This window comes from Erwinia sp. 009765445 (assembly GCF_058137865.1).
The window spans coordinates 170,724-183,492 of the sequence record NZ_JBYUWC010000007.1; the positions used below are offsets into that span (position 1 = coordinate 170,724).

At 57.9% G+C, this 12,769-nt stretch carries 10 protein-coding genes; 1 reads left to right on the forward strand and 9 read right to left on the reverse strand.

Going from position 1 to position 12,769, the window contains the following annotated elements; all coding sequences use genetic code 11:
* Positions 1–282 precede the first annotated feature (282 nt).
* From AC3Y5R_RS09730 to AC3Y5R_RS09755, 6 genes are all read right to left on the reverse strand, one after another.
* Positions 283–1,182, reverse strand: coding sequence for a LysR substrate-binding domain-containing protein (locus AC3Y5R_RS09730; RefSeq protein ID WP_489921158.1), 900 nt, complete (start codon positions 1,180–1,182; stop codon positions 283–285).
* A gap of 99 nt (positions 1,183–1,281) precedes the next feature.
* The gene (locus AC3Y5R_RS09735; protein WP_489921159.1) at positions 1,282–2,538 is read right to left on the reverse strand and encodes a flavin-containing monooxygenase; all 1,257 of its coding nucleotides are present in this window, start codon (positions 2,536–2,538) and stop codon (positions 1,282–1,284) included.
* A gap of 235 nt (positions 2,539–2,773) precedes the next feature.
* Complete coding sequence (locus tag AC3Y5R_RS09740; RefSeq protein ID WP_489921160.1) at positions 2,774–3,811, reverse strand: ABC transporter ATP-binding protein; 1,038 nt, start codon at positions 3,809–3,811, stop codon at positions 2,774–2,776.
* An 11-nt stretch (positions 3,812–3,822) separates the two neighbouring features.
* Positions 3,823–5,586, reverse strand: coding sequence for an ABC transporter permease subunit (locus AC3Y5R_RS09745; protein WP_489921161.1), 1,764 nt, complete (start codon positions 5,584–5,586; stop codon positions 3,823–3,825).
* A gap of 50 nt (positions 5,587–5,636) precedes the next feature.
* Positions 5,637–6,722: an ABC transporter substrate-binding protein gene (locus AC3Y5R_RS09750; RefSeq protein ID WP_489921162.1), complete on the reverse strand. Its 1,086-nt coding sequence runs from the start codon at positions 6,720–6,722 to the stop codon at positions 5,637–5,639.
* A 58-nt stretch (positions 6,723–6,780) separates the two neighbouring features.
* The gene (locus AC3Y5R_RS09755) at positions 6,781–9,150 is read right to left on the reverse strand and encodes a glycoside hydrolase family 3 C-terminal domain-containing protein (protein ID WP_489921163.1); all 2,370 of its coding nucleotides are present in this window, start codon (positions 9,148–9,150) and stop codon (positions 6,781–6,783) included.
* 404 nt (positions 9,151–9,554) lie between these two features.
* On the opposite strand from AC3Y5R_RS09755, the gene AC3Y5R_RS09760 reads away from it, so the two are divergent.
* Complete coding sequence (locus AC3Y5R_RS09760; protein WP_489921164.1) at positions 9,555–10,502, forward strand: LysR family transcriptional regulator; 948 nt, start codon at positions 9,555–9,557, stop codon at positions 10,500–10,502.
* Here the strand turns inward: AC3Y5R_RS09760 and argE are convergent.
* The 3 genes from argE to AC3Y5R_RS09775 are packed head-to-tail and all read right to left on the reverse strand — an operon-like array spanning position 10,499 to position 12,744.
* Entirely contained in the window at positions 10,499–11,653 is a 1,155-nt protein-coding gene (gene argE / locus AC3Y5R_RS09765) for an acetylornithine deacetylase (RefSeq protein WP_489921165.1), read from the reverse strand. The two genes, AC3Y5R_RS09760 and argE, sit on opposite strands and share 4 nt — an antisense overlap.
* Positions 11,646–12,323: a DUF1028 domain-containing protein gene (locus AC3Y5R_RS09770; RefSeq protein WP_489921166.1), complete on the reverse strand. Its 678-nt coding sequence runs from the start codon at positions 12,321–12,323 to the stop codon at positions 11,646–11,648. Before AC3Y5R_RS09770 ends, argE begins: the two co-directional genes overlap by 8 nt.
* A gap of 1 nt (position 12,324) precedes the next feature.
* Positions 12,325–12,744, reverse strand: a complete 420-nt coding sequence (locus tag AC3Y5R_RS09775; RefSeq protein WP_147199871.1) for a RidA family protein — start codon at positions 12,742–12,744, stop codon at positions 12,325–12,327.
* Between the last annotated feature and the right edge of the window lie 25 nt (positions 12,745–12,769).

Sequence of the window (12,769 nt, forward strand, 5' to 3'; positions counted from 1 at the left end):
ATAACCAGCAATGAATAATGATCAATGTCATACTTTGTGCCAGGTACCGCATTTTTGATCCGCCTTAAAGTTGGTTTTTATACAAACACTCCGGAATTGACTCCGTCCCCTTTTTTATTTACCTGCAAAAAACCATCCCAAAGAAACCTAAGGGAAGACAGTGGACGTTGTTTTTCGGAGAAAGAGAAAGAGGACGGACGGATTATTATCCGCCCGTGGACAGTCAGGAATATGAATTATGCAGGAGCGTTACGAGGGATTACGTTAATAAATCTGCTCTGTTTACAACAGCGGCTTGCTGGCAATCTGCTCGCTGAGAAAGTCCAGGAAACAGCGGATGCGCACCGACAGTGTGCTGTTGCGGTAATAGACCGCATTAATCGGGTGACTGATGTTCTCCGTTTCCTTTTCCAGTACCGGCACCAGCCGCCCTCTGGCACGATCGGAGCGGCTGAGAAAATCTGAAATCCGCACAATCCCCTGGCCATGCACCGCCAGCTGACGCAGCGTTTCACCGCTGGAGGCCGCCACGGTAGGTTTAATCTGCAACAATTCGCCATTGCTCTGCCGCACCGGCCACAGATTGAGGTGTTCCAGCTGGCTGAAGCCCAGCAGGCGATGATTAGCCAGATCGGCCACGCTGGCGGGCGTACCGTGTCGCGTAAGGTATTCCGGGCTGGCCATCAACTGCAGTTTGCTGCTGCCCAGCGCACGGGCATGGATAGTCGAATCCCGCAGCTCGCCAATACGAATGGCGATATCCGTTTGCTGTTCCAGCAGATCGATAACCACGTCATCGGTATTCAGTTCAAGCTGGATCAGAGGATAGCGGGTGGTGAATTCATCCAGCACCGGAATGATCACATGCAGCATAAAGGGCGTGGCGGCATTGACCCGCAGCCGCCCGGAAGGGGTCACCTGGCGCAGAGCAATCTGCTCTTCCGCCCGTTCAACCGACTGCAGAATTTCCCGCGCATGGTCGAGAAAGAGCAGCCCCTCTTCGGTCAGCGCGATTCGCCGGGTGGTGCGATGAAGCAACGTAGTCTGGAGCTTGCTTTCCAGGCGGCTCAGCGCGCGGCTGATGCCGGAAGTGGTCTGGCTGAGCTGCTCGGCGGCGGCGGTGATGGAGCCGGTATCCACCACCACCACCCAGGCGCGCAGTTCTTCGAGGGTGATCTTCACGGGAGCGCTTTCCTGAAGAGAAAAAAAGGGGCAACCAGCTGGTCGCCCCGGGAAAGCACAGTGTAGATTTTTTTACCGGCTGAAAACAGCTAAGACAAGTTATTTCTGCCCGTACTCGCTATATTTACGCTGGGTGGCGATATGATCAGCAATATATTTCGCATCATGCCAGACGCCCCAGATAAATGTTGAACCACGACGGGAAAGCCACGGTAACCCCAGGAAATAAACGCCCGCTTCGCTGGAAACGCCGCGCTGATGTTTTGGCTTTTTATTTTCGTCGAAGGCATCCACATTCAGCCAGCTGTAATCGGCAATATAACCCGTTGCCCAGATAATAGTGGTGATACCCGCTTCTTTGATATTCAGCTCCGTAATGGGATTCACCATGCACTCCGGATCGGCCATAAACTGGCGGGCTTCGGGTTCCGGCGGCAAATCCAGTCCGTTGCGGGCAATATACGCATCGGCGGCATCCAGCAACGACAGATAGTTAGCATCCCCTTTGGCGATGTTGTCGACCAGGTCGGGCTGGAAAGTGATCTTCCCGTCGGCAAAGGATTTAGTCAGTCCAACCAGATTAACGCCCTGATGCGCTAGCTTGCGGAAGTCCACGGTATGGCCACCACGCGCGCCGCTGACTGCAATAGTCACGTGCTCTTTTCCCGGTACGCTGGCCGAAGCATCCCACAGGCCCAGCACGCCCAGCCACCAGCAGAAGTCACGCTGGCGATAGGCGCGCGGTGGGCGATCGTGCGGCCCGACGGAGAGATATACTTTTTTGCCTGAACGCTGCAGTTCATCGGCAATCTGCACACCAGATGAGCCAGCGCCGACAATCAGCACTGCGCCTTCCGGCAGCTGCTGCGGGTTGTAATACTGGGCAGAATGCAGCTGGGTTAATGCCTGCTCTTTTGGGGCAATGGCCGGGATCACCGGGCGCTGGAACGGGCCGGTAGCCGCCACGATATGACGGGCTTCAATCACGCCTTCAGAGGTTTCGACGGTGAACCCCGGACGTCCCTCATTGCGCACCACGCTTTTCACTTCCACACCGGTACGGATTGGCGCATCGAACTGTTTTGCGTAGGCCACGAAATAATCTGCGACCTGCTCTTTTGGCACAAAGCCATCAGCATCAATCCCGGGAAATTCCATATTCGGGAAGCGATCGTGCCAGGCCGGACCATTGGCCACCAGCGAATCCCAGCGTCCGGTACGCCAGGCTTCAGCAATACGGTTTTTCTCCAGCACCAGATGACTGATGCCCAACGTAGTCAGGTGTTCGCTCATCGCCACACCCGCCTGCCCCGCGCCGACTACCAGCGTGTCAATTTCGGTTTTTTCAACGGTCATCACTGCATCCTTAAATAAGATCTGGACTCATCACTTCAGCATGTGCCAAGGTTATTGAACTGCGGCAGCCGGGTAAATTAGTAAAAAACGAGCCCCTGAAGATAAAATAAAGAGGCACCGGACAACGCCACAATTCCGCTGTAAAACAGCGATCACCCTGTTTATTTAATCAATGGGCTTTCCTCCCGCGTGAAATAAACCACGCGGGCAGGAAAGCTGACGCAGAATCAAAACATCAGGCAGAAAGCAGCAGGCTTTGCTGTGCATCCCAGCCAAGTGAAACGCGGTCGCCGATTTTCTCTCCGGACAGGCCGTTGCTGCGCACCACAAATCGCGCACCGTCCGCCAGCGCCACCACCAGCCGCGTTTCCGAACCGGCATAAATGCTCTCACAGATCTCCCCTTCCAGCGGGGCTGCACCCGACTTCAGGATGCGGATGTGCTCCGGACGGATTACCAGTGAAGCCTGTCCTTGTGCCGCGCTGGTATCCGGCAGGACAAAGGCACCCTGCTTCGTCACCAGCTGACCGGCACGAACTTCGCCGCTGAGGATGTTGGAGAGGCCAATAAACCCGGCCACGAAGGTTGAGTTAGGACGCTGATAGATCGCCCGCGGCGTATCGATCTGCACGATCCGTCCTTCGTTCATCAGGCAGATACGATCCGACAGCGCCAGCGCCTCCTCCTGATCGTGGGTAACGAAAATAATCGTGGCGCCCGATTCACGGTGAATACGGCGGATCTCCATCTGCATCGTCTCGCGCAGCTGACGATCCAGCGCACCCAGCGGTTCATCCATCAGGATGATCCCTGGCTGATACACCAGACAACGAGCCAGCGCGACACGCTGCTGCTGGCCGCCGGACAATGCCCGAGGGAAACGCTGCGCGGCATGGCCCAGCTCCACCATCTCCAGTGCTTCTTTCACCTTGCGGGCCACTTCAGCCACCGGTAACTGGCGCATACGCAGCGGGAAAGCCACGTTCTCTTCAATGGTCAGATGCGGGAACAGGGCGTAGTTCTGGAACACCACGCCAATATCGCGCTTGTGAACCGGCGTCCAGGTTTCGTCTTTGCCGTCAATCAGCAGCCGACCGGAAGTCGGCTCCGTCAGGCCGCTGATAATCTGTAGCAGCGTGGTTTTGCCCGAGCCGGAAGAGCCGAGCAGGGTTAACAGCTCGCCCTGCTGTACCGTCAAATCAAGATCCTGCAGGACTTTGGTTTGCCCGTAGTACTTGGCGATCTGCTCCACCTTTAACTTTACGGATGACATGATTTTTTCTCCTACAGCGCTTCCGCTTTGCGGCGCGAGCGTTCAGCAATGATGAACAACACTGTCACGACGGACAGGATAATGACCGAAGCGGCGGCCAGCGTCGGCGTCACGGATAACAGCACGTCATCCCACATCTGTTTCGGCAGAGTCTGCTTCACGCCGCCGCCAACAAACAGCGCTACGGTCAGCTCCTCAAAGGAGTTGAGGAAGCCAAAGATAAAGGCGGCCACCAGGCTGCTTTTGATCAGCGGCAGAGTCACTTCCCGCAGGGTGCGCCAGCGGCTGGCACCCAGCGTGTTCGCCGCCTGATCCAGTCGCCAGTCGTAGCCTTTGAAGGTGGTCAGGATGATCACAAACACCACCGGGATCGCCATCACCGTATGGCCGAGGATGATGCCCAGATCCGATCCCACCAGCCCGAGAGTGGCAAACAGGTAGAACAGGGAAACGGCGGTCACAATGTTCGGAATGATCATCGGCAGCAGAAAAGTCATCACCACCAGGCTGCCGGACTTGCCCTGATGCTTCGCCAGGCCAAGCGCCGCAGCCCCGGCAATCAGCACCGACAGGATGCCGGTAACCAGCGCGATACCGAATGAGCGTATCGTTGCGCCGGTCCAGATCGGCGACCCCAGGTAGGTTTCCATCCAGCGCAGCGAGAAGCCTGGCGGCGGAAACTGCAGGAAGCTGGAGCTGCTGAACGCCATGGGCAGGAACGACACCACCGGCAGCACCAGCACCAGGATCACCAGCACGCTGAACAGCGGCAGCAGCCAGCCGAAGCCGGGACGTCCGGGTATCAGCGCCAGCGCGTGGGCCGGCCAGTCGCAAAGCTTTGCGGCACCGGCAGCGATCGTCTGCCCAAGACGGCGAATATATTTGCCGCTGGCATGACTTTCGCCTCCCGAAATCGCCGACATGCCAAACAGCTTGTCGTAGCAGAAGCAGACCACCAGCGTGGTCACCAGCAGCAACATCGCCACCGCGCCCGCCAGCCGCCAGTTCAGCAGTTGCTGAACCTGAGTGATCAGCAGCTGGCCGATCACCGAATCCTGCGGGCTGCCGAGCAGCGCAGGGGTAATAAAGAAGCCTAGCGAACCGATAAAGATCAGCAGACAGGCAGCCACCACGCCCGGCATCGACAGCGGGAAGAAGATGCGCCAGAAGCTCTGCGCCTTTGACGCGCCCAGCGTATGCCCTGCACGCATCAGGCCACTGTCGATACCGGTCATGGTCGGCAGCATGGTGATAATCGCCAGCGGCAGCATGCTGTGCGCCATGGCAAAGACCACTGCACCGCGCGTATAGAGGACGTTCAGCGGCTGATCGGCCCCCATCGACATCAGGATTTCAGACAGAATGCCGCGCCGCGATAGCAGCACCAGCCAGGCGAAGTTTTTCAGTAAGGCACTGGTCCAGAACGGCAGTAAAATCAGCCACATCAGCCGTCGTCGCGCATTTTCACTGCGCTGCGAAAGCCAGTACGCCACCGGATAGCCCACTAACAGGCAGCCAATAGTGGTCTGCAGGGCGATAACAAAGGTGTTGATCATCACCTTCACGTAGATGCCTGCACCAAACATCTGGCTCCAGACATCCAGCGAAAAACCTCCGTCGCTGGTCTGGAAGCTCAGCAGCATCAGCTTCAGGGTGGGCCAGGCGAGAAAAAGGGCCAGAAATAACAGGCCCGGCACCGTCAGCCACAGCGGATGCCAGCGCCGTTTTGCTGTCGGCATACGTTTCTTCTCATCAGATGTTGCCAGATCGGCCAAGGAACTCTCCTCCCAAAGAACAGGTGGCGCTCAGCGCGCCACCGTCCGGATTAACTCATTACCCATTTCTCAAAGCGTTCGGTCAGCGCTACCTGGTTGTCACCCCAGTAGTTGGCACCCAGCTGTGCCAGGCCGCCGATATGGTCTGGTGCGGTTGGCAGCAGAGCAGCTTTCTTCTTGTCGATAAAGTCATAGGCTTTGATGTTGGTCGGGCCGCAGGCCAGGTCGCTGGTGTACAGCGACTGGCGTTTGGCATCCATACAGAACTGGATGAACTTGCGGGCCGCTTCCAGCTTCGGACTGCCGTGCGGAATGGTGAAGCCATCGATGTTGTACAGCCCCTGCCCCCAGGCGATGTTGGCTGGCGTACCGGCATCAATGGCGGTCTGGGCGCGAGTGCTCCAGATGCTCATCATGTCCAGCTCGCCGCTCTGCAGCATCTGGGTGGCCTGCGCACCACTGGTCCACCACACGTCAATGCTCTTGCGGATTTTGTCGAGGCTGCGGAACGCGCGGTCAACATCCAGCGGGTAGAGTTTTTTCGGATCGACGCCATCGGCCATCAATGCCAGTTCCAGCGTACAGACCGGGCTGCGCCACAGGCCGCGACGGCCTTTGAATTTGGCGGTATCCCAGAAATCAGTCCAGTTAGCAGGGGCCGCTTTACCGTCGAAGGTGTCGGTGCGATAACCCAGCGCCAGCGCATAAATACTCACACCGCCGAACTGTGGCGTGATCGCGCCTTTGACATAGTTTTCCGGATCCGGCACCTGAAGGTGCAGATCTTCCAGATACGGCTTCGGCATTTTGTTCAGGCGGACCAGATGCTCAGGGTTAAGCAGCGCCACGTCGAACAGGTAGTTTTTGGTGTCCACCATCATCTGGAACTGCGGCACCGGATCCGGCCCCAGCACCGTGTTGACGATTTTAATCCCGGTCGCTTCTTCAAACGGCTTGTAAAACGCTTTGCCAAACCCCGTGCCGTATGGGCCGCCTACGTCGGCGACGGTCAGGGTGGTGACTTCTGCCGCCCGCGCCGGGCGACTGATGATCATCGGGGCAACGGCGGCGGTGACCGCCGCCCCCATACCAAGCTTAAGTGCATCACGACGAGTGTACTGTTTGTTCTCTTTCATCCTGATTCCCCTGTTGCATAGCAAAATGGTGTTATGTGTCGGCCTGAATGCCCTGTTTTTACTCTTGTTCCTGCTCTTTAATGGCTCGGTTGACCTCGTCGATCAGCTGGTCGACGGCCTCTGCCGCAAAGCGCTGGCGGAAGCGACGGTCGAAGGTGGTGAAGATGCTGAAGAACGAGTTTTTGCAGTGTTCCAGCATCCGGTCAGCGTCGGCTTCATTGACCGACAGCTGAACCTGCAGGAAGCGGTTAAAGTGTTCACGGGCCAGTGGGTTATCCAGCACGAAGATCGGCTGGGTATCGCGGGAGATCAGCCGGTGCTCAGCAACCTTGCTCAGGCAGTGCAGGCTGGCCTGCAACGGCAGATCGCGGGAGTTCGGCCCGACGCAGAGCGAGAGTTCACCCGCTTCCAGAACCCACTGCTGGCGACCGGTGTGGTAATAACGCAGGTCGGCAGCCGGAACGGTCAGCGTCACGCGCTGCTGTTCACCGGGTTGCAGTTCCACCTTGCAGAAAGCACGCAGCTCATACTCAGCGCGCGAACGTGTTGAGTGCGGATAGTGGCTGTACAACTGGGCGATCTCTTTACCGGCGCGGCTGCTGGTGTTGGTCAGGGTGAAGCTGACTGTGACTTCTTCGCCATCACGCAGGCTATCGCGGTCCAGCTCAATGTCGCTGTAGGCAAACTGGCTGTAGCTCAGGCCATAACCGAACGGGAACAGCGGCTCGACCTTGCGGGTGTCGTACCAGCGGTAGCCGACGAAGATCCCTTCGCTGTAGTAATGACGGCCATTTTCGCCCGGATAGCTGTGCCAGCCCGGAATGTCTTCGATGCGCTGCGGGAAGGTGACGGTCAGCTTGCCGCATGGGTTAACCACACCGAACAGCACGTCCGCCACGCCACCGCCCATCGCCTGACCGGCGTAGAAGGTTTCCACCACAGCGCTGACCTGATCCAGCCACGGCATCACTACCGCGTCCGGGTTCGCCAGCACCACAATCACTTTGTCGTTGACGGCGGCCAGGGCGCGGATCAGTTCATCATGGCCCTGCTGCAGACCCAGAGTACGGCGGTCGGAGCCTTCGCCGTCGTAGCCATCTTCACTGTTGACGAATACCACCACGCGGTCGGCCTGTTGTGCGGCGGCACAGGCTTCAGCAATCAGTGACGGATGGTCAGCAGCCTGGTCGCTGGTGCCCTGAGTCCAGCTTACGGTGATGCTGTCGCCGCACTGTTTCAGAATTTCATCGTAAGGAATATCCACCTGCGTTGGCGTGGTGGTGGCGCAACCTGACCCCTGGATCACTGGCTTTTTCGCCCCTTCACCAACAATCAGCAGATTGCGGCAATAGGCGGCTTCCAGCGGCAGCGCCTGGTCGCTGTTTTTCAGCAGCACGATGGATTCGGCCACCATGCGACGGGCCAGCGCGTGGTGCGCATCGGTTTCCATCGGGGTGCCCGGTTTTTCGGCGGCTTTGGCTTTATGGATCAGGCTGAGGATGCGTTCTGCTGAGCGTTCGGCCTGCTCGCGTAGCACTTCACCGGCTTTCAGCGCTTTCACCAGGCTGGCCTTGCGCGTTTCGCTTTCCGGCATGTCGAGGTCGTTGCCTGCCTTCAGCGACAGCGGCCGATCTTTAATCCCGTGCCAGTCCGCCACCACCACGCCTTCAAAGCCCCATTCAGAACGCAGGACATCTTCCAGCAGCCAGCTGTTTTCAGCGGTATGCACGCCGTTCAGCCGGTTGTATGAGCTCATGACTGTCCATGGCCGCGACTGTTTAATGGCACGCTCAAAGCCGCGCAGATAAATTTCACGCAGCGCACGCTCGTCAATAATCGAGTCCATGCTGGTGCGTTCCACTTCAGAGTTGTTACAGGCGAAGTGTTTTAAAGACGCGCCGACGCCCTGCTGTTGCAGGCCGTTAATCACCCCTGTTGCGATCTCGCCGCTGATCAGCGGGTCTTCGGAGTAGTATTCATAGCTGCGGCCACCCAGCGGGGTGCGGCGGATGTTGATGCCCGGGCCGAGCAGCAGGTTAACGCCAAGGTGCTGACACTCTTTGCCCAGCGCATCGCCCAGCGTCTGCGCCAGGTTCACGTCCCAACTGCAGGCAAAACTGGAACCATTCGGAAAACAGGTGGCGGGACGCATGGTGCCCCAGGCTACTTCCACATCTTTTGCCCGCTGGTTAACCACGTTCAGGAAAGCCTCAAAATCCTGCCCCCCCTTCTCATCCTGCTCAATCTGCTGGATGGAGTAACGAACGCCGTAAGTGCCGTCGGTCATGATGATGTGCGGAATGCCCAGGCGCGCGTTAGCCTCAGTTTTCCACATGCCGTGGCCACTGAGAATGTCGCCAAGCTCTTCCGCCGTCATGTCTTTGGCCAGAGACAAAAATTCCCCGTGCTGAGTTAAAGCAGTGCTCATGCCTTTATATTCCTGTCAGGTGATAGCGGCGAGCGGGCGCCGCAGAAGTCGCTGGTATTCAATATGGACCTGACAGAAACAGGGGAGAAAGAAGTAAAAAGTTTGCCACTGGAGTTAAAAAAACTATTCAGAAATGGGTAGAAACCAGTGAATTAATTAGCCTGAAAATGCTGGTCAAAATGGCCCTGCATCACCGCACTTTGCCCTGGAATAGCGCCATTGCCCTGACAGGAGGCAGGAAGTTGCCCAACCATGGAGCATTTTTAGCTCATTACAAGAAATTAGCAGTGAAATGCTTCCGAATACTGCTGGCATGGTTATTGCTATCCTTATTCTGCATCGCTTTTTTGTTCTCACAGAAAGCTCTGACATAACCAAATACTAATCAGAGAGATCACCTGCATATGGCTCATTTCACCCTCAGACAGCTTAAATATTTTATTACCGTGGTTGAGCACCGCAGCATTGCCGAGGCTTCACGCCATCTGCATATCGCTCAGCCGTCTATTTCAACCGCGATTAAAAGTCTGGAGGAGAGTTTTGAGCAGCAGCTTTTTATCCGCCATCACGCACAGGGCGTGTCGCTGACACCCAGCGGACGGCGTTTTTATGAGAAGGCTGCCGAACTGCTGAGAATGTCGCGGCAGTTTGAACAGAATGCACGGGCAGACAATGACATGGTGGCGGGCACGCTTTCCGTTGGCTGCTTCGAAACCGCCGCCCCTCTTTATATGCCAAAGCTGATTGCCGGTTTCAAAAAGCTCTATCCAAATATTGAAGTGCAGATCTATGACGGCGAGCAGCATGAGCTGACCGATGGCCTGCACCGTGGGCGGTTTGATATGGCAATCCTCTACCGCCACGAGCTGGACAGCAGCATTCATGCTGAGCAGCTGAAAGCGCCGCAGAAACCGTATGCGCTGTTGCCTGCTGACCATCCGCTGGCCCTGCGCAGCAGCGTCAGCCTGGAGGAACTGAGCCATGAACCGATGATCCTGCTGGACGTGGTGCCCAGCCGGAACTACTTCCTGGATATTTTCAAGCAGAAAGGGCTGTCGCCAAACGTCGCTTTCAGTTCGCCGTCGATTGAGATGGTGCGCTGTATGGTCGGCCAGGGATTTGGCTTCTCGCTGCTGGTGACGCGCCCGTTCCCGGACTTTACCTATGACGGCAAGCGCGTGAAGCGGGTGTCCATTCGCGATGAGATGGAGGGATCGTGCCTGGTGATGGCTCATTTGCGCCACGCCGAGCCGACCCGTCCGACGAAACTGTTTATGGATTACTGCCGGGCGCAGGAGCTGACGCCGGAGCACCTCAGCGAATCTGAGATGCCCCCGCTGTCAGTGGCTTAGGCAGTTTGCAGCTGGCGGCAGAGGCGGAGCAGGAAGTCATCACACTCCGCCAACTGCTGCAGGCTGACAAACTCATCCGGCTTGTGACCCTGCGCCATTGCGCCGGGGCCGCACACCAGCGTCGGAATGCCGTGCTGCTGGAACAGGCCGCCTTCGGTTCCAAAGGCCACGGTGCTTAATGCTGCCGGCGCGGGCAGCAGCGCCAGCACGGCAGCAATCGCCGCCGAGCTCTCTGTCTGCAGGCCGGGATAGTGGCTCAGCGGGCTGAAAGTAATGGCGCAGTCAGGTGAAATACTTTGCATTTGCGGCACCAGCTCACGCTGACACCACTCGACCAGCTCATCGATCATCGGCTGCGCTTCCACACCCGGCAGCGTGCGGATTTCAAAATCAAACTGGCAGTGTGCAGGCACGATATTTAACGCCTCGCCACCACGGATCACGCCGGTCTGCAGGGTGGAAAACGGTGGGTCGAATGCCAGGTTCTGCTCCAGCTTTAGCCGTTCCGCCAGCGCCATCAGTTGCTGAATGATCCGCACCGCATACTCAATCGCGTTCACGCCCTGCGGCGTGTAAGCCGAATGGCTGGCATACCCGGTCACCTCACAGCGCAGGGCAATTTTCCCCTTATGCCCGAGGATCGGCCGCATCTCCGTTGGCTCGCCAACAATACAAACCGCAGGCCGCACCGGCAAGGTATCGACATGGGCCAGCAGCCCCGGAACCCCTTTGCACCCTACTTCTTCATCATGGCTGAAGGCAATCCACACCGGCTGGCTCAGCGGCTGTGCCACCAGCTCAGGCACCATTGCCAGCACCGCTGCCAGCCAGCTTTTCATATCGGCGGCGCCGCGACCGTATAACAAGCCATCGGCTTCGCGCAGGACAAACGGATCGCTTTGCCACTGCTGGCCGTCAACCGGCACCACGTCGGTATGACCCGACAGCACAATGCCAGGCAGATCCTGCGGGCCAATCACCGCTAGCAGGTTGGCTTTGTGGCCGCTGTCATCTTTCAGGATCTGGCAACGAACACCGAAGCCTGCCAGATAGTCACGGACATAGTCGATCAGCGCCAGGTTGCTCTCGCGACTGACGGTATTGAAAGCAATAAGGTCCGCCAACAGATCCCGCGTGGTGAGGTTACTCATCGCCGGGCACGCCATAGCTCGGTGCTTCGACCGGATTGACGGCACGGGTCAGATACGCTTCACTCTGCGGCTGCCACATCTGCCAGATCCGCTCCAGTTCGCCAATCGCATCCTGCTCGTGCCAGTCAACACGCAGATCGGTCAGCGGCCAGCTTTCGCTGCTCACCACCTTCAGCCCGGCAGAGTAGATCGGACCGGCTTCGCCGCCAGCCTGTAAACCTGCCTGCAGGGCCGCCATCAGCCGGTCGCCGAGCGACAGCTCAGCATCCGCGCAGAACTGGCCGACCATAGCGTCAATCACGTTGGTACTGGCTAACATATTGCCCGCGGCCACACAGTTCAGTCCCTGACGCGAATGGTGGACGCCCAGCGTGTGTGCGCCGGACCAGACCGCGCTCTGACCCTGGTTATCCAGTACCGTCACCTGCCGCCAGTCAGCAAAAGGCTCGGCAGCCATTTCCGCTACCAGTGCGGCCTGCGCGTTATCACCCTGAGCCAGCCGGGCGAGAATTTTCGGCCCCAGCGCAGGCAGCGTGACGTTCTGGCTGGATACCGCACCAACACCGCTCTGCAGCCACGGGCAGCGAGCCGCCACCGCGATGCTTGAAGAGCTGATGGCAATGCCGTACTGGCCGCTGCGGGGGCAAAAACCGGCAATGGAAAAGGTCATATTATGCCTCCGGGATCACGGCGATCACGTCGATTTCCACCAGCCACTGCGGCTGTGCCAGCGCGGAAACCACCAGCCCGGTGGAGATTGGGAACACGCCTTTCAGCCATTTACCCACTTCCAGATAGACCGGCTCGCGATAGCGCGGATCAATAATATAGGTGGTGGTTTTCACGATATGGCTGAGGTCGCTACCGGCCTCTTCCAGCAGCTGTTTGATGTTTTTCATCGCCTGCTCAGCCTGCAGTCCCGCATCGCCCAGCCCGATCAGATTACCGTCAAAATCGGTGCCGACCTGGCCGCGAACATAAACCGTATTACCGGCCCGGACCGCCTGGCAGAGGTCGTTATTCAGCGCCTGGTTAGGATAGGTATCTTTGGTGTTAAACATGCGAATGCGGGTGTGCGTCGGTTGACTCATCTTCGGTTCCTTAAAATCGCAGGGT

Bases quoted from the DNA above. Each gene is read 5' to 3' on its own strand.
- AC3Y5R_RS09735 (WP_489921159.1), bottom strand. From the start codon at position 2,538: ATGACCGTTGAAAAAACCGAAATTGACACGCTGGTAGTCGGCGCGGGG.
- AC3Y5R_RS09740 (WP_489921160.1), bottom strand. From the start codon at position 3,811: ATGTCATCCGTAAAGTTAAAGGTGGAGCAGATCGCCAAGTACTACGGG.
- AC3Y5R_RS09750 (WP_489921162.1), bottom strand. From the start codon at position 6,722: ATGAAAGAGAACAAACAGTACACTCGTCGTGATGCACTTAAGCTTGGT.
- AC3Y5R_RS09755 (WP_489921163.1), bottom strand. From the start codon at position 9,150: ATGAGCACTGCTTTAACTCAGCACGGGGAATTTTTGTCTCTGGCCAAA.
- AC3Y5R_RS09760 (WP_489921164.1), top strand. From the start codon at position 9,555: ATGGCTCATTTCACCCTCAGACAGCTTAAATATTTTATTACCGTGGTT.
- argE (WP_489921165.1), bottom strand. From the start codon at position 11,653: ATGAGTAACCTCACCACGCGGGATCTGTTGGCGGACCTTATTGCTTTC.
- AC3Y5R_RS09770 (WP_489921166.1), bottom strand. From the start codon at position 12,323: ATGACCTTTTCCATTGCCGGTTTTTGCCCCCGCAGCGGCCAGTACGGC.
- AC3Y5R_RS09775 (WP_147199871.1), bottom strand. From the start codon at position 12,744: ATGAGTCAACCGACGCACACCCGCATTCGCATGTTTAACACCAAAGAT.